The 22481-nt window shown below is 45.4% G+C and carries 21 protein-coding genes and 3 pseudogenes; 9 read left to right on the top strand and 15 right to left on the bottom strand.

Annotated elements, in window-relative coordinates:
• From traK to HMPREF0659_RS03500, 12 genes are all read right to left on the bottom strand, one after another.
• Complete coding sequence (gene traK, locus HMPREF0659_RS03550; protein ID WP_013264774.1) at positions 1-597, bottom strand: conjugative transposon protein TraK; 597 nt, start codon at positions 595-597, stop codon at positions 1-3.
• 225 nt (positions 598-822) lie between these two features.
• Positions 823-1971, bottom strand: a complete 1149-nt coding sequence (locus tag HMPREF0659_RS03545) for a membrane protein (RefSeq protein WP_013264149.1) — start codon at positions 1969-1971, stop codon at positions 823-825.
• A 16-nt stretch (positions 1972-1987) separates the two neighbouring features.
• Positions 1988-2668 (bottom strand): DUF5045 domain-containing protein, encoded by a 681-nt coding sequence (locus tag HMPREF0659_RS03540; RefSeq protein WP_044045853.1) that lies wholly within the window; start codon positions 2666-2668, stop codon positions 1988-1990.
• Positions 2665-3360: a hypothetical protein gene (locus tag HMPREF0659_RS03535; protein WP_028900053.1), complete on the bottom strand. Its 696-nt coding sequence runs from the start codon at positions 3358-3360 to the stop codon at positions 2665-2667. The genes HMPREF0659_RS03540 and HMPREF0659_RS03535 overlap by 4 nt, the downstream gene beginning before the upstream one ends.
• Before the next feature lie 14 nt (positions 3361-3374).
• Entirely contained in the window at positions 3375-4103 is a 729-nt protein-coding gene (locus HMPREF0659_RS03530; RefSeq protein ID WP_013264430.1) for a hypothetical protein, read from the bottom strand.
• Positions 4085-6970, bottom strand: coding sequence for a TraG family conjugative transposon ATPase (locus HMPREF0659_RS03525; RefSeq protein WP_013265026.1), 2886 nt, complete (start codon positions 6968-6970; stop codon positions 4085-4087). The genes HMPREF0659_RS03530 and HMPREF0659_RS03525 overlap by 19 nt, the downstream gene beginning before the upstream one ends.
• A gap of 5 nt (positions 6971-6975) precedes the next feature.
• On the bottom strand, positions 6976-7254 hold the full coding sequence (locus HMPREF0659_RS03520; RefSeq protein ID WP_025791084.1) for a DUF4133 domain-containing protein: 279 nt from the start codon (positions 7252-7254) through the stop codon (positions 6976-6978).
• A 62-nt stretch (positions 7255-7316) separates the two neighbouring features.
• Positions 7317-7679, bottom strand: coding sequence for a DUF4134 domain-containing protein (locus HMPREF0659_RS03515; RefSeq protein WP_044045852.1), 363 nt, complete (start codon positions 7677-7679; stop codon positions 7317-7319).
• Positions 7680-7798: 119 nt separating this feature from the next.
• Positions 7799-8164, bottom strand: coding sequence for a hypothetical protein (locus HMPREF0659_RS03510; protein ID WP_028900055.1), 366 nt, complete (start codon positions 8162-8164; stop codon positions 7799-7801).
• Between the two features lie 12 nt (positions 8165-8176).
• A complete protein-coding gene (locus HMPREF0659_RS12350; protein WP_013264347.1) occupies positions 8177-8779 on the bottom strand; it encodes a helix-turn-helix domain-containing protein in 603 nt (200 codons plus the stop codon).
• Positions 8772-9179 carry a hypothetical protein gene (locus tag HMPREF0659_RS03505; RefSeq protein ID WP_013264255.1) on the bottom strand — a complete coding sequence of 136 codons (408 nt, stop codon included), beginning with the start codon at positions 9177-9179 and terminating at the stop codon, positions 8772-8774. Before HMPREF0659_RS03505 ends, HMPREF0659_RS12350 begins: the two co-directional genes overlap by 8 nt.
• Positions 9176-9865, bottom strand: coding sequence for a ParA family protein (locus HMPREF0659_RS03500; protein ID WP_013264177.1), 690 nt, complete (start codon positions 9863-9865; stop codon positions 9176-9178). The genes HMPREF0659_RS03505 and HMPREF0659_RS03500 overlap by 4 nt, the downstream gene beginning before the upstream one ends.
• Positions 9866-10255: 390 nt before the next feature.
• Between HMPREF0659_RS03500 and HMPREF0659_RS03495 the strand changes: the two genes are divergently transcribed.
• Positions 10256-10885, top strand: a complete 630-nt coding sequence (locus tag HMPREF0659_RS03495) for a hypothetical protein (RefSeq protein ID WP_013264490.1) — start codon at positions 10256-10258, stop codon at positions 10883-10885.
• Positions 10886-11152: 267 nt separating this feature from the next.
• Here HMPREF0659_RS03495 and HMPREF0659_RS13015 read toward each other — a convergent pair.
• Positions 11153-11577, bottom strand: a pseudogene (locus tag HMPREF0659_RS13015) (IS1380 family transposase); the annotation flags it as partial.
• Between the two features lie 285 nt (positions 11578-11862).
• Between HMPREF0659_RS13015 and HMPREF0659_RS03485 the strand changes: the two are divergent.
• The 3 genes and pseudogenes from HMPREF0659_RS03485 to nhaA all read left to right on the top strand — a co-directional run.
• Positions 11863-12332, top strand: a pseudogene (locus tag HMPREF0659_RS03485) (DUF389 domain-containing protein); the annotation flags it as partial.
• 51 nt (positions 12333-12383) lie between these two features.
• Positions 12384-12539: a hypothetical protein gene (locus HMPREF0659_RS12850; RefSeq protein WP_226893193.1), complete on the top strand. Its 156-nt coding sequence runs from the start codon at positions 12384-12386 to the stop codon at positions 12537-12539.
• A gap of 15 nt (positions 12540-12554) precedes the next feature.
• On the top strand, positions 12555-13880 hold the full coding sequence (nhaA, locus tag HMPREF0659_RS03480; RefSeq protein WP_013264769.1) for a Na+/H+ antiporter NhaA: 1326 nt from the start codon (positions 12555-12557) through the stop codon (positions 13878-13880).
• Between the two features lie 249 nt (positions 13881-14129).
• On the opposite strand, the gene HMPREF0659_RS03475 is transcribed toward nhaA, so the two are convergent.
• Positions 14130-15431 carry an IS1380 family transposase gene (locus HMPREF0659_RS03475; protein WP_013264372.1) on the bottom strand — a complete coding sequence of 434 codons (1302 nt, stop codon included), beginning with the start codon at positions 15429-15431 and terminating at the stop codon, positions 14130-14132.
• 220 nt (positions 15432-15651) lie between these two features.
• Here HMPREF0659_RS03475 and HMPREF0659_RS03470 point away from each other — a divergent pair, with 220 nt between their 5' ends.
• The 4 genes from HMPREF0659_RS03470 to HMPREF0659_RS12335 are packed head-to-tail and all read left to right on the top strand — an operon-like array spanning position 15652 to position 20864.
• Positions 15652-16737, top strand: coding sequence for a helix-turn-helix transcriptional regulator (locus HMPREF0659_RS03470; protein ID WP_013264778.1), 1086 nt, complete (start codon positions 15652-15654; stop codon positions 16735-16737).
• A gap of 60 nt (positions 16738-16797) precedes the next feature.
• Positions 16798-19158 carry an ATP-binding protein gene (locus HMPREF0659_RS03465; protein ID WP_013264875.1) on the top strand — a complete coding sequence of 787 codons (2361 nt, stop codon included), beginning with the start codon at positions 16798-16800 and terminating at the stop codon, positions 19156-19158.
• Positions 19159-19211: 53 nt separating this feature from the next.
• On the top strand, positions 19212-20285 hold the full coding sequence (locus HMPREF0659_RS03460) for a hypothetical protein (protein ID WP_013264809.1): 1074 nt from the start codon (positions 19212-19214) through the stop codon (positions 20283-20285).
• Between the two features lie 45 nt (positions 20286-20330).
• Complete coding sequence (locus HMPREF0659_RS12335; protein WP_013264665.1) at positions 20331-20864, top strand: nuclease-related domain-containing protein; 534 nt, start codon at positions 20331-20333, stop codon at positions 20862-20864.
• Here HMPREF0659_RS12335 and HMPREF0659_RS03450 read toward each other — a convergent pair.
• Positions 20845-21953: pseudogene (locus HMPREF0659_RS03450) on the bottom strand (IS1380 family transposase); the annotation flags it as partial. The gene HMPREF0659_RS12335 and the pseudogene HMPREF0659_RS03450 sit on opposite strands and share 20 nt — an antisense overlap.
• Before the next feature lie 237 nt (positions 21954-22190).
• Here HMPREF0659_RS03450 and HMPREF0659_RS03445 point away from each other — a divergent pair.
• Positions 22191-22460: a hypothetical protein gene (locus tag HMPREF0659_RS03445; protein WP_226893157.1), complete on the top strand. Its 270-nt coding sequence runs from the start codon at positions 22191-22193 to the stop codon at positions 22458-22460.
• The last annotated feature ends 21 nt before the right edge of the window (positions 22461-22481 follow it).

Genomic DNA, 22481 nt, shown 5'->3' with positions numbered 1-22481 from the left:
TTAGTAGTCTAAATCCTTATTCTCCAGCGTTCTCCAGTTGGTAATCAGCAGCCCGTGCGGATTATTCCTTGTGCGGGGCACATTCTCGATGCTGCCCACCGTGATGAGGGAGCGTTTCATGTCGCGCGAACGGCGCTTGATAATCTGCGTACCATAATATTTGAACTTCCTCGACTGCTCATCCAACTTGATGGAATCGCAGATAATCATGCACACGGCAGAGGAAGACACGATGTCCGAGTAGAAACCGTTTTCCTCCATTGCCTGTTTCTGCTTCAGTGCCGTACCGTCCGCCATATACATCGCCTTGGACAGCGTCCACTTGATATAATCATCATCGGGCGGCAGGTTGAAGAAATACTGATGGAAGAGTTGGATGTGTGCTTTCGCCTCCATCACAAAGTTCGTCTCCTGCTTGCTCCTTTCAGCGAGGAAAGGGATGTCGCCGTCGAGGACATAAATCTGATTACGCTCTTCCGTTACCAACTTGGCACAGTAGAAGATGCAGCAGGCACAGACCACCGTACTGCCAATGATGGTCAGCAGTACGGTCGTCAGTGCGAGTCTTGTTTTCTGTTCCAAACTCTGTATTAACATATCCTGTCGTTTTAGTTTATTTTCCTCTGTTATATGAATCCTTCATGGAACTGCCCATCTTCGATGCCGCCTTGCCAGCAGAGCTTTCGGTGAACATGTGCTTGGCCTCTTTCGCCATACCTGAAGCTGCACCGCCCATCGCCCCGGCCAAAGTAGCTGCACCGCCATCGGAATAACCACTTGCGCCACTTACTGCCCCGGCCATACCTGCCGCTCCGAGGTGTGCTACACCCGATACCCCGAACCTGCTACTGGCGTAGCCACCGAAGCGATGCCCATACCAGTAGAGGCGGCACTGCCCATGGCTCCGCCCACAGCACCTGCCACAACACCACCGGCGGCACTGCCCGCACTCGAACTCACGCCACCTGGTATCAGCCATGATGCCACCTCTGGAACAAAGCGGATAATGTAGGCACCCACGAGCATACCCATAGCGTACATACAGTTGGAGCCGATGCCCTGAATGCCCAGCGCACCTATCTGTCCCCATGAGTTCACCTGTCCTTGTAGAAGCCTGCCATAGGCGGTAAGGTCCTCGCCAAGGTTATACATCAGAATGAAGTCTATGTAATACAGGCACATATAGGTAACAAATCCCCAAAGCGATAAGGAAAGGTATTTGCTGATCCATTGCGACCACGCACTGCTCCATGGCGGTACGATGGACAGGGCAAACATGATGGGCGCGAAGGTCGCCAATATCGTCATGAAGATACGTTGCGCCACCAAAATGCCATAATACGACATTTGGAAGATCAGTTCCCCGATAAAGCGTATCACGTCGTTGATCCATTCCGACACTTTTGTCTCCGCGGCTACGGTAGCCCGTTGCGCATAATTGTTGATGGTCGAGCCAAGATTCTCCATGTTGTAGATGAGCTTGTCCCACCAATGGGCATCCTCGCCAATTTCCTGTACCTGCTTCGCCGTCTCGATGCTGTCCTGTACCTGCCGGAGCCGTTTGAGGTAGTCCGACTGCTTCTGCGCCACTTTCAGTTCGAGGGCTGCCACCTCCTTATTTTTGCTGCTCGCCATCTGTTTGGTTGTCGCCTCCAATGCCTTTCCCGGCCAGGCAAGCTCCTGACAGATCCACGAGCTGTAAGTGATGCAGATGGACAGTCCCACGATACGGAGGAGTTTCATCACGTCCATCGCCCTGCGCCCAAGCATCATCATCCAGCACTCGTAGGAACCCACGCAAAGGGCAAGGCATAGGCCGATGACACGGGCATAGCCCACGGTGTCGCCCAGCACCGCCGACTTCGGGAAGGTTTCCATCGCCACCAGCAGCTTGTCAAGGCTCTCGTCGATGGAAGGCAGTCCCATCGTGAGCAGCTGACTTGTGATATTCAATAAGATGTCTGTAACCATATTCTTAAACCATGTTTTATCGTTTGTAATAGTTCTGCGCCATGCCGACAAGGTGCGCCACACGGCTGACCATCTCCTCCATCTGTTTCTTGTATTGCTGGTAGGCTTTCTGCCGCTTGGCGTTTTCAAGTTCATACCCTGCACCTGTCCGATGGATGTAGACGATGTCCTGGCAAATCATTTCATTCTGCCGTGTCAGTTCATCGACCTGATATTTCAGTTTGCCCTTGCTTCGCTGCATACAGAAGAGCAGTCCGTCGGCAATGGATTGCTGCATACGGTCAAAGGCGGCCTTGAACGAAGAATAAACCAGATCGACATTCCTGTCAGCGGCACGCGCCACTTCCTCCTTGTAGAGTTCTTCCATCTTGACACGTTCCTGTTCGGCTTCCTTCATCTTCTGCCGTTGTGTCTCCTCGGCGGTGATACGGGTGGGCATGATCCGCTTCACCTTGGACTTACTTTCCTTGAACCGCACCCTCCAACCAGATTTAAGGAATCCCCATTTCCAGTAGGTCTCCCCACCACTATACTTTTTATGCAGCAGGTAATAATACCATGCAGGAGAAAAATCCCACGGCCCGTTTTCCATTGACTTCCACTGCTTTTCCTTCTGGTCGTCGTAGGTTGGATGCTGTGCCGATACTGGTAAACATAGGTAAAGCAAGCCCACTATTATCAATAAATACTTTCTCATACGCTGTTCCATTTATTGATTACTCTCTCTGCTATCTTGTCCGTTACCTCACTGTTGAGAATGTCCCAGATGTAATCGTATCTGAAGCCGCCGACGGTAATGATGCTGCACCATACGTTGGCACCGTCTATAATTCCCCTCATGTTCTCGATGGATGTTCTCAGTTCCATGACCAGATGTAGCTTCTCGTCCACCGAGGCCTTCATTGCGTTGATACCGCTGGCGGCAAGCGAGGCATAAAGGGCTTTGATATTCTTGATTTCCCTTGCACATGCCATGTTCGCCTCGGTATAGTACCATGCCACCATCGGTTTCTTGAAGGTATATTGAAAGGTGGAGCGTGTAAACTGGGAATACTCCTGTATCAGACGATACATGCTGTTGGCCGTCGAACCCAACGCACTGGCTAAGATGACGTAGGAATAGCCGTTGTTCAGTTTGCTGTCCAAGGTCGTCCTCACATCATTGAACTTCGTGGCACCTTTTGTGATGATGCTCTGCTCGCCAAAACTCGTCGTCACCTTTGCCAAGGCCTTGTCCTCCTCGCCCTTAATGAGTTTGTGCAGACTGATGAGGGCTTCGATGGTGGCCGGATCCCTCGGTGTGGGAATTACATCGGCAAAAGTAGGAGCTGCTAATGTTAGGCATAAGAGCAACATCCAACACCTATTTATATAATATGCTCTTTTCATAGGCTCGACCTCCATTATACACCCAATCCGTTCCAGTTGTCAATCAGCCCGTCCACCGAGTTGCGAGCGGTGATATAGGCAGCCCATGACTCCACGTCGATGGCCATGAGCACATCGCCCCAGCTGTTACCGAACTGACACATCATCACCATGACCTCCAGTTTGTAGTGGATTTCAAGCAGACGGCTGTAGATTTTGTTAGCCATCGTCAGCCGTTCATAGCGGTTAAGCAGGTTATACCCATCGTCCTTGCCGCCGTTTTTGCCTTCTTTGAGTGGGTTGCGGATTCTGCCATTGTTCACAATGTCCACAAAGTCGTGTACCAGTCCTTCCGTCTCGGACACGAGGTTGGCCATCTCATTGATGCATACTACATAGTTTTTGCCCGGCGACTTGCCGAGCTGTTTCAACACGATGGGCACGTCCTTGAAGATACCAGCGGTGAGCGAGACTATTTCCCCATAGTATTTGCTTTCCTCCCCAAAGCCTGTAATGTTCTGCATGGAGAGTAGGTAGAGTTCCTTAATGCTTGCCATCGTAGCGGTGTATTGCATCAGCTTCTCCTGCTTGGACTTTATGGAATCCAGACGACCGTTGTGCTTGTCCTCAATGATTTTCTGTGAAACTGCATTTGCCGTTACTGCTGCCATCGTTCTCTTGTCGATCACCACACGCCAGCCAGCCCGGATATTCAGCGAGGCAAGGAGCATCGTCAGAACGAGGATTAACTTTGACTTTTCCATAAGCTCATAATGTTTTGATGATTGTTGACCTGCCGCGCGAAGTCGAGATATTTATTTATCCCAGTCTGTCTGCGGTCTTTTTCGATCTCCGTGATGGCACGTTGGATGTTGCCACCGAAGTGCCTTGTATAGATTTTGAGAGCTTCCTTTTCTGCCCGTTCCGTAGTATAGGCCCAGTAACATTCAGGCGGCTCCTCCACACCATACACGTCCGACACCTGCCCACGGCATATCCATACCTCCTTGAAGTAGTTGCGTCCCTCGTGGTTGTTGAGCGCATTGATGGTGAAGATCTGCTGTCGCTGTACGGCCGTCAATCCGAGGATGGCCGCAATGTCATCGTACCTGTCCTTGAACTTGGCCTGGTCGAGCAGGATTTTCACATCACTGTTGTTGATAATCGCCTCTTTGACAATGGGCGAGTCAATCACATCGTTCAATTCCTGCGTCACCACACCGGCGATGCCGTGGAACTTGCGCACCGTCTTATACAGATATTTGATATACTCTGCCATCGTAGGCGAGGCGATGGCCTTCCATGCCTCTTCGATGATGAGTGCCTTTCGGCCTTTCTTGATACGCATCTTCTGGAGGAACACATCCATGATGATGAGCACAACGATGGGAAACAGCACGGGGTCGTCCTTGATTTTGTCTATCTCAAAGACGATAAACCGCTCATCGAAGAGCGACTGCTCCAAATCGTTGTTCAGTGTACTCTCCAGTTCACCGCCACGGTAGAACTGTTCGAGGATGGCAGCGAAGTTGTCAATGTTGAAGGCTATCTTTTTCTCGGCCATCAGCTGTGGAATACGTTCCAAGGCATATTCATAGAAAGTATTGAAAGACAATTTCCTGACGGTCATCTTCCGTCTGCGCTGTTCCATTTTCTCTATCTTCTGTTCGATACGCATAAGATAGCTGCCCTCGATCACCTCCGCCATGATGCGCATAAGCTGACGGTTGGCCGCCACCTTTTCGCCTTCGGTCGCAGCTTTGTCATTGACCAAGGCATGTAGTTTCTCCACCTGACGCTTTGCCTTGACCTGATGCCGCACCTCTGCTTCTGAAAAGATGTCGTCCTTACCCTCTGCATAGTCCTTTGTGGAAATGTCGCTCTGATGTTCCTCAAAGTCCTGATAATAGCGATGCTCCACCTTCTCACCATACTTCTCATACTCGCCGTTCTTCTTATCCTCCAGCAAAAGTCGGTGGCGCAGTCTGTCCTTTTCTTCGGAAGAAAAGCCACGGAAAGGATGAAAGTAGGCATCGTAATACTCTACAATGACCTGATTGATGATGGCATCCTCAATCTTGGAGGGCATCTCGCTACCCTTGAAGATCAGGAAGATGAGGGATTTGAGGAAGTTCTTCTTCTCCCCGAAGTTCTGTCGGTACTCCGTTTTGGTAATCTTGAACGGATTCATGGAGATGGGATGCTCCTTGGAATAGGTGATATAAGTGCCACCGAAGTAGCTGCATATTCCCTCGTAGCTGTCACCAGTATCAACCATCACCACATCCGTGTTTTGCTCCAGAAGCTGGCGCACCACACTGTTCATGTGGAAGCTCTTGCCACTGCCAGAAGGTCCTATACAAAAGAAATTGGCATTGTCGGTATATTTGTGCGCACCTTCCTTGCCGGTAATGTCTATCGCCACGGGTAGTCCCTGCCGATCTGTATAGTAGGTTTTGAGTGGCGTCTCCTCCGAGTGTTTCAGATGCTCCTTGAAGCAAAGGCAGAGTGCGGCGTCCGACAACGTAAGGAAGAGATCGTAGTCGGGATTGAAGGCATAGCCGTTGCCCGGGAAACTGCATGTGAAGAGTTCCAACTGGTTATACGCTGACCGAGAAGGCATGATGGCGCAGTCGTAGAGTTTCGTCTCGATATACGAGGTAACTGGGGTTATCTTATCGTGTGGACAGCTGACGAGGATATTAAAGTTGGTATAGACCATCAGTTTGCTATCCACGGCCAACGTGTCCAGTAATCGTTCTATATCTTCCTTGGCGATGCGGTTGGACGGGTCGGGCATGGAGCCATGACGTTTCGCCTTGCCTTGCAGCTTCCGCATGAGTTTTCGTTGGGCAGGTATCTGGATGACCTGATTGTAGATGACGCAATCGGTATAAGGAATCTCCGTCAGGAAGGAGAAGAGGTCGGTGGCAATGTAAGTACCGTTGATATTCACAGAGAGGAACGGACGCACGAAGTTGGGCATGTTGATTTCGTCTATATCCACCAAGGGGAAGGACTTTACCGTGCGGTCGCCAATCTTCAGGTTCTCGTCCGAGCACTTGAAGTTGGTCATGGAGAATGGTCCCTGCTTGAACTGGAACGCCATGAAGCGATGAAGGTACTCGACAATCTCAGGCTTGCTCAGCTTACGGTGCGCAATACCTTTCTCCTGCAGGATGTCGGCTACCTTGGCCACCTTTACATGGAAGTCCTCCCATCGCTTGGCATCGTATTTCACGAAGGCATTGTGCGCACATTCCTGCGTGATGATGAGAAAGGTGCGTATGTCGGTATAAGGCCGTCCCTCGAAGTAGTTGAAGTAACTTTCGGTGAGGAACTCCTGTTCTCCCTCCGGCTCATGGTGATATTCCTGCTTGCAGAAAATATCCTGCTTCTGGAGGGTATAGCCCTCGCCGAGCGTCTTGACGATATTGGCCAGTACGTCCTGAAAGAGCCGATACTGGTCGGCATCGGTACAATACTGCTGCACGGGATTCTCTATCTCGAAAAATACTGATGGATTGCCCTTCTGCGACCAGAGCACCGTGTTGAGCAGTTTCCCGCCCTTCTCCCTGATGTCCTGCAACTGGGCAAAGAGCTTGTCGAATGGTTTTCTTTTCTGTGTCATAACCTTTATTGTTTGAAGATTCCGTGATAGATGCAGATACCCTTATCGTGGCGTTTGGCATGAAGGCCATTGCGCTGCCGGATGTAAATGGTGGCCAGTCCAACAAGGGCAAGGACAATCATGGCAATGAAGCCGGCTAACTTACCCAAGATGATGGAGAAGAGGATAAAACCGAGGAAGGACACGCCGATGGCTATGGCAGCAAAGGTCAGGAATCGGCCTCTGATGCCCATGAACTCCAACGGTTTCTGTATGCCCTTGTATATAGGAAAGAAATCTTCCATAGAATGTTGAAATTTGGCAGGAGCCAGACGCATGGTCAGATGGTCCGGCTCCCACCGGTTAGTTACTTGAAGAAGAGCGGAAGCGCCTCCGACATGGCGATGAAAGCCACACAGCCACCGATGGTGAGCATGATGGTCTTCTTCACGTCCTGGTCGCCGTTCTGCATCTTGAAATATACATTGAACGCACCCACAAGCACGATGACGGCTGCGATGGCCTTCATCAGGTTGGAAACAGGGGTCTGATACGAAGAGATCTCCGTGGTGGCCTTTGAGAAGCCGCCCGCCCCCCTGCTGTTGGCCAACGCTGTTCCTGTACTCAGGGTGAACATACATACACCCACTGCTAATTTCAAAGACTGACGCTTCGCAAAGCTCCAAGCACGTTTTACGCATCTTACTGCTTGTTCTCTTAATTGCAACATAATCGAATGGATTAAATTTGAAATTCAATTCCATGTTAAAGCCGTAAGTGAAGCAAGTTAAAGTGCTACGTCTGAAATATTAAAGATAAAGGTCGATATATGATTCATGAAGAAATCCGCTATGAAGATGGTGGACTTTTCTTCCAGTCGGCAAGCAGCCCACCCAGTTCACTGTTCTCACCGTCTTTCGACAGGTCTTCCACCTTGACCAGCAGGTCGTTTACCTCAATGCCGCCAGTCATCAGGAGCTCTGCCGTCTGCTTCCGTTTCATGGCAGCTGCCTTTTGCTTCTTGACAATAGGGCGAGTGATGAGGATGGGCGCAAACTCCCTTACCTCATCGGAGATGTCGATGACTTCCTCCTGCGCCTTGTCGTCCTCACTGGCAGCCCGCTTGCTGTTCTCCAGCAGGTCGTAGGCCACCGTGCAGAAGTAATAGCAGAGGTAGCAAGCCACGATAAAACCAAGGAATACTTGAAAATTCATACGCAATAGGCATTAAGTGAATGACGGGCATGGAACTGATGCGGCAGGATAGGCACTCATGGGCTGAAACCGCAAGCCCAGCCTCTCGCCGTTGCTCTCACGAATCGGGCGGCGCTTCAGATTCTCATGATAATATAATGTGTTACGTCCTGGGATAACAAGATAGCCATATGACTTCAGGATGCTCTTCAGGACCACCCGTTTCTTGTTGCCTACCACTTTGATGTTGGTTTTCTGGGGCAGACCGAACAACACGCGAGCCTTCTCCCGTTTGATGATGCTCCTTCTGCTGCGGGACCGTATCTGCCGGGCATCGTCTAAAGTCCTGCTAAGATGGTACTTCTTCACGATTCGTGAAACCGTCCGGGTGGATATGCCGGTAAGCCGGGCAATCTCACTATGGGAATGGCTGCTGTATAGCCGACAGACGGTCTCTACTACCGTCATCGCCTTGGTGACAGGGTGTTTACGCAAGCCCAACTCATGCAGCTTTCGGCGTAAGCAGCTCAGAGAAATGCCCAGACGCTTGGCTAACGAGGCATTGCTCATCGCCTTGTAGTGGTCAGTAAGGAAATCCACCATTGGTGCGGTCCAGATGATACTTTGCCTATACATGATCTTGAAGGTTATTGACAATATAATCGTTACTGCGTAGAAACTCTTTGAGGTAGCCGCTGTTGGTGCCGATGAAGGCACGGAGAGCGGCATTGATGATGTCGGTAACGGACATGTTGTTGATGTTGCAGAGCTTCAGCAACTCCACCACCTCGTTGTCTATCTCGTAGTTCTTGCGGTCGTTCTTCTTGACACGGTAGCCGTATTGCTGGGCACACTGCCGGAAGAGTTTCCAACTGTTATCAGTCTGGTGAATGTCAGTATGAGTTGCCTTAGGGATAGCTTGTGAAAGTGGAGGGACAGATGGCCCTTTCACCTCATTAAACACACCATCTATGTCGGGCAGGTTGAGCAAGTCATTGGTAGGTGCAACCTGCGAATGAGAAGTATTCGTTTTCATTTTGTCTGCTCTTTAGGTTCTGAGATCTGTTGATACATAAAGTCGAAGGTGGGTGACACGATGTCGTTTTGCGGCCCCATCAGTTCGATGGTATTGTACCGTTGCATATCCGCCTTGACCTCTATGCGCGGCGCAACCAGTCCGAAGTGGCGCAGCCGCTCCTCCGTCTTATCCCACAGTTCCAGTTCCGCCTTGCGGCCATATCGCTTGTCCCATTTGTTCACGACGAAGATGAATCGGCTCTTCATGACGGGCAGCATGTGCTGGAGTTTAGCGATGAAGCCGATGAAAGTGGCGGTGGAACTGATGGAGGTAGCCTCGAACTGATAAGGGCAGACGATGTAATGGCTGAGGGCGAAGATGGGTACCAGTCCCTGCTGCGACAGGTTGCCGGGAGTGTCCATCAGCACGAAGCCTTTATAGCCGTTGCGTAGATTCGTCAGGAACTCCCTGACGTTGTTGGTGTTTTTGATGTCGAAGGGCTGTACGGTATAAGGCAGTCGCACACCCTCGTATTTCCCGATGTCTTCCTGCCGTTTGGAAAAGATGGTCTGCTGACGGTCGAAATCCACAACGAGTACGTTCTCTCCCTTTGCAGCCAAATAATCGGCGAACATGGTGCAGAGCGTTGTCTTTCCGACACCGCCCTTCTGATTGGCAAAGGTGATCATGATGTTGTCTCTCATTGTCGAGGTTGTTATTAGTTGTGAGATAATAACAAACTCCTTTTTGGTAGGCCGGTTATCAAATGGAGTTGGGCCCCAGTAGCGTTATTTCGAGAAATAGGCATCTTGCGAGTTAGGTAAAAGAGGAAGATGCTAAATCGTGAAATCATGGACAAAGATAGTGTTTTTGTTTTATACTTGCAAGTGGCTTTGTTGCCGTGAAGAGCCTCATTGATAGATGGTTAATGTGCCTTTGTGTAAATGTAATAAGACGTATGATTAGAGAATATGATATGTGGGGATTGTACAAAAAGCAGATAAAAATTAAGGTTTAAGATAGATTAACGGTCGATGGACCGATTTGTCAGAAAAGATTATGAATCTGATAGTTTTTTGAGTCGCCAAAAGAGAATGTACGAAGAATTGAGTATCTTTGTTGTTGAAAATAAAACAATCATCATAACTATACCGTCTATGAAGAAACTATTAGTTGCTGTATTTAGTATGATGCTGTCGGCTTCTGCAATGGCGCAGCAACCCCTTGAAAGTCAAGTCATAGAGTTAAAACAGAAAATAGAGGCACAGCAGCAACAGTTGAACGGACTTTCCAGGCGTGTGAGTGAGGTAGAGCAGCTGAATATCGATCTGCGTAAGGCGATGGACTTTGGCAAGGGCATCACTACGGCACAAGGCGACAATGGTGTAACCTATAAGCTTATCTCACTAAAGGGGAATAAGGCTGAAAAGTCTATCACGGCCATTTTCCAAATGTCCACTACAAGCGATATGGTGGATATGGTTATTGCTGGGTATGAAGCATCTTATGTAGATTTATATGGAGAACGGCAAAAGACAGAGAATCTTACCGTAGGCAATGATGTGATGGTCAGGGTTTTCAAAGATGCCCCAACCAACGGTCGTATCATCTTCAATGATGTGGATATAGATAAGGTGAAGGAAATCAAACTGCTGCGCTTTGATGTCTTCAATGGAGAGAATAAAGAATCCGTTATGTTTAAGGATTTGAAAGTGGAATGGTAGGAACGAGTCCTGTTCAAAAAAGGAAGACACATCGAAACTTTTACGATTATAGTTAATCCCATTGAAATATTAAAGAAGTATGAAAAAAGGATTATTACCTCAATTCCGCAGTATTTTTCCTTGTGAGGTACTTTTATATATTGAAGTGACATTTTTGGGATTTATCCATTGATATGGGGATTTTCTGGGGTTCTTGGTTCTTGCATAATCATGAAATCCCCCACCCAAACCAATGGGGAAGTATGAAAAACCACAAAGAAATACTGTTTATTCCATGAAGACTTCAGCGTAGTAGGTTTTATTTGTATATAGGTTCAGAACGTTCTGCCTTCCCGTTCTCACCCATTTTGCTGGCACGCTGACAAAATGCAGGATAAAGGCTTTCAGCCTGCTTGTCTTTTTCAATGGCTTGACCTTTTCGCTGATATGACGGACGAGATAGAAGTTCTTCAGCATGACGGTAACCATCATGAGAACCATGTTCTCAGCCATAAAGGTAAAGGGCAGATGCGATCATCTGACCATCCGAAGTCATTGTTCTGTATGTCGAAGTTCTTTTCGCTTGCTCCACGCTCATTATAAAATGTAATGGTGTCTTTCTCGGTAGACATCCAGTTATTGGTGAGGATACAGCGATATGTGTATATTACTCCGAAGATATCTGTCTGTTGCTTGTCATCTTTGTCTTTCAAAGCCCAACTTTGAAAATGTCCATAATGTGATAAATTCCACCGAAAGAAGTGATATTCTCGTTTTTAATTGCTACCTTTGCCATGTCAGATTTTGTCTATTTTTTGTTTGCAGCACCAAGATAGGTGGAATTTCTGACGTATCGAAGTGTTTTGAGAACTTTGTTTCTCAGACACTTGGAGTTCTCACAAGAATTTATGCTGCGGAATTAAGGAATGAAAGTTTTAGTATGGAGGTTAGAATTATACTCTGAATAATGTCACATTACACTGCAAAAACAAAAAAATATGGAAGGGCAAAATAACAGTTTGTGGGGTGTTATCAGGCAACACTTTAACTCCCTTCCAGATAAAAATGAGGAGCGCGATACCATTAGCCAAATAACCGACGGCATATCATTCAAAGGCTCCAACCTTTGGATACTTATCTTTGCCATCTTGATAGCATCGTTGGGGCTCAACGTCAATTCTACTGCGGTGATTATCGGTGCCATGCTTATCTCTCCACTCATGGGACCTATTACCGGCATGGGTCTCTCTATTGGTATTAACGACCTTCAGTTTCTAAAGCGCTCTTTCAGAAACTACCTTATCATGGTCGTTATAGCTGTTATCACTGCCACACTCTATTTCCTTATCACCCCACTGAAGGAAGCGCAGTCGGAATTATTGTCGCGTACTTCACCAACTCTCTATGATGTGCTGATAGCCATTTGTGTGGTGCTGCCGGCATTATCGCGCTCTCTACCAAGGGCAAAGAATTAAGGAGCCTGTATCCTAACGTTACCTCCATCAGTCTGTCAAAGGTAATGGAGGTACCGACAGACACCTCTGCCACGAAACGTTACGTTGTGGCTATCGTAGGAAGCAAGACAAATTTCTCAACTGCTGACCGTGAATGGTTGAGCAGATGGCTCAAGTCGCGTACTGAGTCGGATAGTCTGCGACTCATTACTACTCGCTAACATAAAAAAGAAAAGATGAAAGAAATATATAAGCAGAAAATTAATAAGAAGTTGGTTATGCCTGCCTTGATGTTCATGCGGCAGGAAAAGTCGAGCGGAATAGTTCTTGGTATTGCCGTTATCATAGCCCTGTTGCTTGCCAACTCGCCTTGGCGCGAGCAATACTTTGAATTCTTTGAACATCACTTGGGGTTTGTTTTCGACGGAAGACCTTATTTCAACTTCTCTTTGGAACATTGGATTAACGATGGGCTGATGTCTCTATTCTTCTTCGTCGTGGGATTGGAGTTGAAACGAGAGTTCATAGGAGGAGAGTTACGCGAAATAAAGAAGGTGGTACTCCCTGTGGGAGCTGCTATCTTGGGAATGCTTTTCCCTGCTGCTATCTATCTTAGTTTTAATATCGGAACATCTGTTGCTCATGGTTGGGGAATACCCATGGCAACAGACATTGCCTTTGCTCTCGCCATTGTTTATTTACTTGGTGATAAGGTGCCGCTATCAGCTAAAGTGTTTCTCACCACGCTTGCCATTGTCGATGACCTTGGATCGGTTATTGTTATCGCCCTGTTCTACACATCTAATATCTCCATCCCCAGTATCCTCGTGGGTCTGACTTTTCTTGGTATCATGTTCATTGGCAACAAGATGGGCATCAAATATGCCTTTTTCTATGGTATCCTTGGCGTGTGCGGTGTATGGGTAGCCTTCCTCATGTCAGGCGTTCATGCTACAATAGCAGCTGTTCTTGCCGCATTTGTAATCCCCGCTGATTCACAGATACCAGAATCGACATTTATTGCGCGTCTGCGCCGACAGCTTCATCGGTTTGAAAATGCAGAAAGCAATGATGTAAGGACATTAGAAGAAGAACAAGTGGAGATTATTTCCCAGGTGAAAGCTGAAGCCTTCAATGCCGTACCACCTCTTCAGCGCCTCGAACATGGCATGCATCCATTTGTTTCTTTTGTCATCATGCCCATCTTTGCACTCGCCAATGCAGGTGTAGCCTTTATCGATATGGATCTGCAGAGCCTGTTCTCCAATCATGTTGCTCTTGGTGTGATGTTCGGACTGCTATTGGGCAAGCCCCTTGGCATCGTCTTGGCAGTTTGGTTACTCAGCAAGTTGGGGCTTGGCAAACGTTCAAAAAAAATGACATGGCACCGCATCTTCGGCTTGGGATTCCTTGCTTCGATTGGTTTTACCATGTCGATGTTTGTCACCTCACTCGCCTTCGACGAACCTGTAAGCCATGTTCAAGCTAAGGTCGGAATCTTCGCAGCTTCCATTATTGGTGGTTTAGCAGGATATTACTTGCTCAAAATAAGTAAACGATAATTCCTTGCTGCAATCTTCGGCTATAAGGTCTATTCGATTTTACAATGTGGCAAGAATACATTCTTGCCTATGCTGTATTTCCTTAATTCCGCAGTATTTTTTCTTGTGAGAAAATTCTATATGTTGAGATGTCTTTTTGGAGCTCTATATGTTGATATGAGGTGCTTCGGTGTTTCTTGGGTCTTTTCTAAGCATAAAATCTCCCACCCAAACCAATGGGGAAGTTTGATGACCACAAAGAAATACTGTTTATTCAATGAAGACCTCAGAGTAGTAGGTTTTATTTGTATATAGGTTCAGAACGTTCAGCCTTCCAGTGCGCACCCATTTTGCTGGTACGCTGACAAAATGCAGGATAAAGGCTTTCAGCCTGCTTGTCTTTTTCAATGGCTTGACCTTCTCGCTGATATGACCGACGAGATAGAGATAGAAGTTCTTCAGCATAGCGGTAACCATCATGAAAACCATGTTCTCAGCCATAAAGGAAAAGGGCAGATGTGACCATCCGAAGTCATTGTTCTGTATGTCAAAGTTCTTTTCGCTTGCTCCACGCTCATTATAAAATGTAATGATGTCTTTCTCGGTAGATGTCCGGTTGTTGGTGAGGATACAGCGGTATGTGTATATTACTCCGAACATATCCGTCTGCTCCCGGCCCTCCTTGTCTTTCAAAGGACTACGCTGTACGACAAGCCTGTATGACTTTCCTTCGATGAAGTTGTCCATACTGATGGATGTGACATCGCATTTCTCATAGCCAACTTCAACGCTCTTCCATTCTTTCAGCTGGAGGAAGTCCTCGCATCGGCTGCCGCAGCTGGCTGCACGTATATAGAACGTGTTGCAGCGCGACTCTACGGTTTGGATGATTTCCTTTGAGAATGACCCGCAGTCAGCACGGAAACGCTCTATTACCACACCAAGTTCTGAGGTTACACGGTCCATAATGCGACGGAGCGTGTCTTCTTGATGGAATCTCACATTGGTGTTTCCGTCACGATTCTCACCTCCGACTATGATTCCCCCAATGGAAACCCAACCAGGGAAATAGCCAAAATCCTGCTTGTAAGAATACTTTGCATCGAACTTGTGGGCTGGAATAAACTGATGGTCAAAGTCTAAGTCAACATGACTGCCCACCTTTATAAGCCCCATTCTCCGTATCATCCGTAAAAGTAAGGTGTTCAGCTTCTCTGCAGTGTTGAAACTATAAGACTTGCCTGATGTCTCGCTCTTGTAGATAATGTTCTCTTCGGCAAGCTCCTTCAGTCCTCGCCCCACGGTGTCGGCACCGGGTACCAGCGTACCAGGTCTCTGCCTGAACTGCCCTGTAAGCGCATTGATGTCCTCAAGGAAATCCCCTCCACAAAGGTAGCTGAAGAAGAGAGAGCCAAAAATACTTCCATAACAGAATGCTTTGCCGCTGCTTCCGCGTTTGCCCAATACAGATTCGGTAAGTTTTTCAAAGCCCAACTTTGAGAAAACGTCCATAACATGATAAATTCCACCGAAAGAAGTGATATTCTCGTTTTTAATTGCTACATTTGCCATGTCAGATTTTTGCTTACTTGTTATGTTTGCAGCACCAAGATAGGTGAGATTTCTGACATATCCAAGTGTTTTGAGAACTTTGTTTCCCAGGCACTTGGAGGTCTCACAAGAATTTATGCTGCGGAATTAAGGATAAAAGATGCTATAAAACACAATAATACGAACAAAGAGTTCGTTTTTAGTTTATAACTTTGCATCGTAAATCTTAAAGACAACATCCATGCCAGCAAATAAGAATGCAATGACACGATATAAGATATTGGATGAACTATTAAGCAGCCGGTATCATAACTATTCACTTGATGACTTAACAGAAGAAGTTAGCAAGCGATTGTCTGACATGTATCCTGATACTAATGGAGTCGTGCGCAGAACCATTGAGAAGGATATAAAATATTTGGAGTATGAAGGACCATTCCTTGTGGAAATAGAACGATACTCAGCTCCTGGTTACAACAGAGAAAAGCAGAAATCTTATACAAAGCAATGTCTGAGATACAAGACTCCCGGCTTCTCAATTTTCAAGAAAGACCTATCTGACGACGAAGAATATCTTCTTCGTGAGGCATTATCTTTGCTTGGACAATTTGACGGGCTACCTAACCTTGATGCCCTCGAAGGATTACGACTTGGATTAGGCGTGAGAAACAGTGATCGGAAGATTATCTCGTTTACGAAAAATCCTTTGGAAAAATCGAACCTTATAGGTGAACTTTTTACGAGTATTTCACAAAAGCAAGTAATAGAACTACAATACCATAAGTTTGAAAGCACCAATGAACTATTGTCCGTGAACTTGTGCCCTTATTTGCTGAAAGAGTACAACCGACGTTGGTACGTAATAGGCCAGACAGAAACAGGTAGCAAGTTGTTAAATTTTAGTTTGGATAGAATAGACAAGGTTATCCCTCTATTGTCTCACAACTATATAGAGTACGAAGGTGATATCAATGAGTTTTTTGATGACATAATAGGAGTTACAAACTATGATGAGATTTCTGTAGAAACAATTTTGTTTTGGGTAAGTGATATATCGAAGGATTTTGTAGCCAGCAAGCCTTTACATGATTCTCAGAGACACTACAAAGGTAAAGCTGAAAACGAATATCGTGAACTATATCCATCACTTGCTGGTGGCTGTTTTTTCTCAATTCAATGTAAAGAGAATTATGAACTCATCAGAGAGTTATGTTCTTTTGGCGAGAACCTAATAGTATTATTACCTAATAATATTAGGGAGAAAGTAGCGGAAAGAATCCATAAAATGAAGACTATTTATAATTCAATAAAATCTACGAACATATAGGTCATAGTTGACCTCTAACTTTGCAGCAGAAAATTAAAGTCAAACAAAAAACGAAGAAACATGCGTACAGAAAAGTACTTTCAGGTAGAGGCTATCGTAGCCAAGTACAAGAACCTTGCTTCTAGCACAGAGGCTGCAAAGAAAACTCAGAGTTCCTTTACGGATTTCTATATCCCTGACGATTTTGCCCGACTTGACTTTATCGAGCAATTGCTTGGTCACATCTATCTGCTCCGTGCTGGTGAAAATGCAGATGCTGATGTTGTGAAGAAGTATTCTGTAGAGACTTCATACTATGTCAAAGGTCTTCTCGAAGAATCAGAAGAGCAATATCTCGTCGAGAACTTCGCAGAGTTTGTGGATTATGCGTTTAACAACTCTAGTACTGTATACTCTTTCGGTATGGATGGTTTTGACGCCCCCCGAGAGTGGAGTTGCTTAGTTCCTTACCTGCTGAATAACAAGCCGGAGAAAGTATTCATAGCCCACTCTGATGGCGGACGAGAATTTATTGGTCTTGAGAAATGTGAACTCACGGTTTGCGGTGACTATGAAGATGCCGCCATACGGGCTCTTGCACATGGGCATACCATTCTTAAATACCAATACCATGTTGCTGACGGCGAGTCATGGCATGATGATGACATTGCTGATGGTACGTATGACGTCGCTTTAGTCGACATACATACAGAATTGAGGAGTTTTGCGGAGAACGCTGACTTTGATAGATTCTTTAACTCATGCACTCGCATCGTTAAAGAAGGTGGCGAGATTCTTCTCTGTTTATCCAAAAATGCAATTTTGGACGATGTCTCTGCTGTTATGCGTACAACTCTCAAGAAAGAGAGACTCCTTCAGGAGGCGATTATGTTACCATCGGGTAATATCTTGCTTCATATTGTCAAGAACTCTCAGGACTCATTCGTAATGTGTGATGCCAGAGGCTTGCATAAAAAAGACGGCTCAGGAGTGGTCGATGTAGATACCTTTGTAAAGGAAGTGCGAATGGCAGGTATGCCTGAACGGGAAAATTGTCCAATCGTGCAGCGCCATGGATATGACATGTTAGATGAAAACATGTTGCTTCCATCCTTCTATCTGCATTTTCCTCAAGAAGGTTCTTCAATAGAAGACGTGGCTAATATTGTGGATGAGTTTGTGCTCTCAGATGAGTGCAATCCTAAAGAAAAGGTCGTAACAGTAAATCACCTTTCTGCGGTATTCACAAAAGGAGAATTCAAGGTTGCAGAGTTGCCTGTGGTAAAGCAAGAACGGTTAAGACGATACTACCGGGTGCATGGTCCTGCTGTTATAATGGCTGTATCTGAGCAGGATATCGCTGTTGGTTACACTGAAGAAGATGCAGACTTCCTGGTTCCTAAGAACTTGTATGTCCTGACTCCTTCTAGCGGAGTGCATGTGCGTTACCTTGCAGCTAATATGCTACGTGAATCTGTAAAAAGCCAGATTGTAGCACTCGTCTGCGGAAAGGGAATCAATGCAAGACTGGCAAAAAAATGGATAAATTATATCCGCATTGAGTTCCAGCCATTGCAAGAGCAGCAGCAGTTTGTACAAAGTGTAATCTTAGAAGACTACGCCTTGCAGGAACTCAATGCTAAAAAGCAGGAACAGGGCTTTAAGCATGCTATCAGACTCCGCAAACATGCTTTGATACAGAATATTTCGGCCTTTGATAGTCTGTTTCGCTCATTAGAGTATTGCATGAGGGATCACAATGATCACATCAAGGCAAGCTACCAGATATCCCCAATAAGTCCAATGACAGTTGGAGAAGCAATGGGTATTCTTCACTCTGAGCTGGAAACAATCAGTTATCGCGTGGAACACTTAACCGATAGCAATGATTGGGGCGACTGTGAGCCCATAGAACCTCAAGGCTTTATTGAGGCATACGAGAACACTCACAAACAGCCTGGGTTTAAGTTTGTGCATCTATGGGAACCATTTGAGACCAACATCTTCTCTAAGGATATACACGACAAGAAGACCGGCAAACTACTCTTCCATAAGGGCGAGTCAATGAATACCGCTTGGTTCCCTCGTAAGGCTTTGCAACAGGTCTTAGACAATATTGTTGCCAACGCACGAGAACATGGGTTCAAGGACAAAGAAAGGGATGACTTTGTCATTCGAACAAGTTGGAATACAGATGGCCTTAATATGCTTATTAAGGTTTCCAACAATGGTTCCCCACTTCCGGTTGATATCGATTCTGATTTGTTGTTGGAGTATGGGTACTCAACGGCTTTGAATCAGAATGGCCATAGTGGTATCGGCGGAGGCGAGATAGCAGAAATCATGCATAAGTTTGGAGGTGATGTTCGCATCATTTCTTCTCCCGAGAAGAAGTTTACTGTCACTTATGTACTGACAATGCCTCTTGCGAGTCTATACTAAATGTTTAACACGGGTCAGATGGTTTTCCATCTGACTCCCAAAAATAAATCGATATGAACGGAAAATTTATACAGGTGTTATGGGTTGAAGATGATCCTCAAATCACCCAAACTTACCCATTGGAAGCAGCTCAGTATGGAATCCAACTGGTTCCTTTCAGTTGTTGGGAAGATGCAGAAAAGGCTCTTATAACAGAATTCAAACGTTGGTCCGCCATCGTGCTGGATGCGAAGTGCAAATATAAACGAGATAGTCATGATAATGCTGCTGTTTTCTTAACTCAGGCAATTCATGCAATCGACACAATTTGTGCTCAACGCCATCGAATACTGCCTTGGTATGTTCTTTCTGGAGGTAGCGAAGAAGAATTAAATGATTTGATTATTGATAGCAGAGAAGAATGGGATGGTGACTGGAAGAGTAAGAAATACTATAGCAAGGCTACAGATCGAGATATGCTATTCCATAGAATACCTTATCATGCCAAGGTCTCTCCTGAAATGCAGATTCGTCTGGTATATTATCCAGATGTATTCAAGGCCATTCGTAATACCCAATTGGATACTGATGTTGAGGTTTATATGGAAGAATTATTGCTTCCAATCCATGCCTGCAACTACTCTGGGAAAGAATATAATGACAATATGACGAAAATACGCAAATGTCTTGAGTTGGTTTTCCAATCCATGGCAGAGCATGGTATTCTCCCAAACAAATCTAAAGATGGAAGGTACGTAATGCACGATTTACTCACTGACAAACGAGGCGGTGTCAATAACACCTGGTGTAGTCTTATCCTTTCAGGAAAAGAAATAAAGCAAGGGGAGAAGGTGTCAATCACAAGTAAAAACATATTGCCTAACGTGCTAAAAGACAGTTTCCAGAGACTGATAGAGATTTCTGCGGCATACGAACATGCTGAAAACAAGAATGTCACAGATGAGCAGAAAGCAAATAGCCGTCACACTGAAAAGTTCCTCGATAGTATCGGGAATGCTCCTTACCTGCTTCGAGGATTGACAATGGAATTATGCAATATAATTCTTTGGTATGATTCTTATTTGTCGGAACATGACGATAAAGAAATGAATGCATTAGATTGGAATATATCAACTTTTACAAAGTAATTTTGCATGTAACGCTTGCTTCATGCAGCATACAGACAGAGCGATATGGCAATATTCTATCCTTCACTCGAAAAAATAATGCAGTTTAAGGTTCAGCCAACAACAGGAGAACTAACATTGCTGAACTTTTTGAACAATACATTGGACGACTCTTTTGAGGTATTCTTCAATCCATACCTCAATGGAGACCGTCCCGATGTCCATATTATGCATAAGGACTATGGCGTTATGATTATAGAAGTAAAGGATTGGAATCTTTCCAACTTTAGTTTGAATGACAAGAAGAAATGGGTCTATACTCCCAATAATGCCGTTACCAAGTCCCCCATAGATCAGGTTCTTAAATACAAAAACAACCTGTATGATTTGCACGTAAAGGATCTTCTCAAAATGAAGATTAAGGATTATAGACATTTCAGAATTGTATCATGTGCGATTTACTTTCACTGTGCAAGTCAGAAATGTATTGAAGACATGTTGGTTACTCCTTATTTGAAGGATAAAAAATACCAGGATTTTCTCCGTTATAATATTGATTTTATCGGCTTTGATTCGTTGCCTTGTAAAAGTTACGGATAAGTGCTGTAAGAAGAAGGAACACTGTGTTCTCTGCCATGAAGGATTTGGGCAATCTGTCCCACCCGAAGCCATTGTTCATATCATCGAAGATACGTTCCTTTCCTCCACGAAGGTTATAGAACTCGACAATTTCTCTTACGGAAGAATCATAGTCGTTAGTCAGGATACAACGGTATGTATATTCTCCTTCCCAAAAATCCTGCACACCATCCATCCGTTTCTGTCTTTGAATCACAAGTCGATATGCCTTACCTTTCCACTTCTCAACAAGGATAGAGTTCAATTCGAACTCAACGCCATTGATTTCCTCAATTTTCCAACCTCTGAGAGCAAAGATGTCATTGTAGAGCAAACTGCAGCGGTTAGCACGGATATAGAAGGACTTGCAGTGTTTTTCTATTTCCTTCACGATTTCCTCGGAACATGATCCACAATCAGCTCTGAAGCGATTGATAGTGAGCCCATTCTGTTCAAATCTCTCAAAGATCCTCTTCAGCGTGTCCTTCTGATGGAAACGAACATTTGTGTTACCATCACTATTCTCTATACCGACTATCAAATCGCCAATAACCGCCACACCAGGGCAATAACCAAGGAACTTCTTGTATGTAGGCTTTGCATCATACTTCTCTGTCTCTATGAACTGATGGTCGAAATCAACATCATACATCTCACCCTCTTTCAGTTGGCCAGATGCAAATATACAATTGAGCAATAAAGTATTGAGAGTGTCAGCCGTATTGAAATCATAGGTCTTGCCCATATCTGATGTGTATGAAATGTTTTCTTGCGTCAACTCCTTTATCGCTCTGAGGATAGTATCAGAGCTACAAGTGCGAAGTGTCGGATGGAGCGAGAGGTGGTTCATCAAATGAGTAGTGACATCCTTGGGTACATGAACCGCCACAGAAGTAGATACTCATGAGAGAACGGATGATTTCGCTGTACTGATAACCGAACGATCTACACCTTAGACCGAGGGTTGAGTCGATTACAGATGATAATGTGTGGAGTCAAATTGCTCCATGATTGAAAATAATCCCCCAAAAGGAGTGAGTCTCTCTCAGATTTAATTTGTATCTTTGCCATGTCTATCGTCGGATTCTCTTGTTTTTTTTTGCAATACTAAGATAAGTGAAAATTCTGACATGGCAAAATCCTGAGCAACTTTTTGTTGCTCAGGTACTTAAAAAGTTTAATTTATAATAGTGTTGCGGAATTAAGGTATTATTTTTATTAGGTGTTCTTGTTGGATGTATTCTTACATTTGGAGGTCTCTTTATTTACTCCAAAATGCAGAGTACACCTGAGCAGTCTGGGATAAGAATGGCTAAACAAAAGACAAAGTTTACGGTTGCAAACAAGTTTGAAGTATTTCAGAGCTTTGAAGATGGAGCACTTGCAACAAGTGAGGTAAAGGATTATATCAGCGCCTTTACAGGGCCTGTTGTATTTCTTGTTGCTGAAGAAAATGAACAGTTCTATGACGGGCAGATCGTTACTATTCCTAAAGGAAAGTCTGCAATGCAGATAGGTACATATAGCTATGAGAGTAAAGCTGGTGTGCACACTGTACCTATCATTGCGTTTGAATAAATGACTATATTGAGCCGCAAA

This window comes from Prevotella melaninogenica ATCC 25845, from assembly GCF_000144405.1.
In the GTDB taxonomy this organism is placed as follows: domain Bacteria; phylum Bacteroidota; class Bacteroidia; order Bacteroidales; family Bacteroidaceae; genus Prevotella; species Prevotella melaninogenica.
This window is presented reverse-complemented; position numbering and strand designations above follow the sequence as displayed.

What these genes read in the sequence shown, in the direction of transcription:
- traK (WP_013264774.1), bottom strand. Translation starts at nt 597, where the DNA reads ATGTTAATACAGAGTTTGGAACAGAAAACAAGACTCGCACTGACGACC.
- HMPREF0659_RS03545 (WP_013264149.1), bottom strand. Translation starts at nt 1,971, where the DNA reads ATGGTTACAGACATCTTATTGAATATCACAAGTCAGCTGCTCACGATG.
- HMPREF0659_RS03540 (WP_044045853.1), bottom strand. Translation starts at nt 2,668, where the DNA reads ATGAGAAAGTATTTATTGATAATAGTGGGCTTGCTTTACCTATGTTTA.
- HMPREF0659_RS03535 (WP_028900053.1), bottom strand. Translation starts at nt 3,360, where the DNA reads ATGAAAAGAGCATATTATATAAATAGGTGTTGGATGTTGCTCTTATGC.
- HMPREF0659_RS03530 (WP_013264430.1), bottom strand. Translation starts at nt 4,103, where the DNA reads ATGGAAAAGTCAAAGTTAATCCTCGTTCTGACGATGCTCCTTGCCTCG.
- HMPREF0659_RS03525 (WP_013265026.1), bottom strand. Translation starts at nt 6,970, where the DNA reads ATGACACAGAAAAGAAAACCATTCGACAAGCTCTTTGCCCAGTTGCAG.
- HMPREF0659_RS03520 (WP_025791084.1), bottom strand. Translation starts at nt 7,254, where the DNA reads ATGGAAGATTTCTTTCCTATATACAAGGGCATACAGAAACCGTTGGAG.
- HMPREF0659_RS03515 (WP_044045852.1), bottom strand. Translation starts at nt 7,679, where the DNA reads ATGTTGCAATTAAGAGAACAAGCAGTAAGATGCGTAAAACGTGCTTGG.
- HMPREF0659_RS03510 (WP_028900055.1), bottom strand. Translation starts at nt 8,164, where the DNA reads ATGAATTTTCAAGTATTCCTTGGTTTTATCGTGGCTTGCTACCTCTGC.
- HMPREF0659_RS12350 (WP_013264347.1), bottom strand. Translation starts at nt 8,779, where the DNA reads ATGTATAGGCAAAGTATCATCTGGACCGCACCAATGGTGGATTTCCTT.
- HMPREF0659_RS03505 (WP_013264255.1), bottom strand. Translation starts at nt 9,179, where the DNA reads ATGAAAACGAATACTTCTCATTCGCAGGTTGCACCTACCAATGACTTG.
- HMPREF0659_RS03500 (WP_013264177.1), bottom strand. Translation starts at nt 9,865, where the DNA reads ATGAGAGACAACATCATGATCACCTTTGCCAATCAGAAGGGCGGTGTC.
- HMPREF0659_RS03495 (WP_013264490.1), top strand. Translation starts at nt 10,256, where the DNA reads ATGTACGAAGAATTGAGTATCTTTGTTGTTGAAAATAAAACAATCATC.
- HMPREF0659_RS12850 (WP_226893193.1), top strand. Translation starts at nt 12,384, where the DNA reads ATGGAGGTACCGACAGACACCTCTGCCACGAAACGTTACGTTGTGGCT.
- nhaA (WP_013264769.1), top strand. Translation starts at nt 12,555, where the DNA reads ATGAAAGAAATATATAAGCAGAAAATTAATAAGAAGTTGGTTATGCCT.
- HMPREF0659_RS03475 (WP_013264372.1), bottom strand. Translation starts at nt 15,431, where the DNA reads ATGGCAAATGTAGCAATTAAAAACGAGAATATCACTTCTTTCGGTGGA.
- HMPREF0659_RS03470 (WP_013264778.1), top strand. Translation starts at nt 15,652, where the DNA reads ATGCCAGCAAATAAGAATGCAATGACACGATATAAGATATTGGATGAA.
- HMPREF0659_RS03465 (WP_013264875.1), top strand. Translation starts at nt 16,798, where the DNA reads ATGCGTACAGAAAAGTACTTTCAGGTAGAGGCTATCGTAGCCAAGTAC.
- HMPREF0659_RS03460 (WP_013264809.1), top strand. Translation starts at nt 19,212, where the DNA reads ATGAACGGAAAATTTATACAGGTGTTATGGGTTGAAGATGATCCTCAA.
- HMPREF0659_RS12335 (WP_013264665.1), top strand. Translation starts at nt 20,331, where the DNA reads ATGGCAATATTCTATCCTTCACTCGAAAAAATAATGCAGTTTAAGGTT.
- HMPREF0659_RS03445 (WP_226893157.1), top strand. Translation starts at nt 22,191, where the DNA reads ATGGCTAAACAAAAGACAAAGTTTACGGTTGCAAACAAGTTTGAAGTA.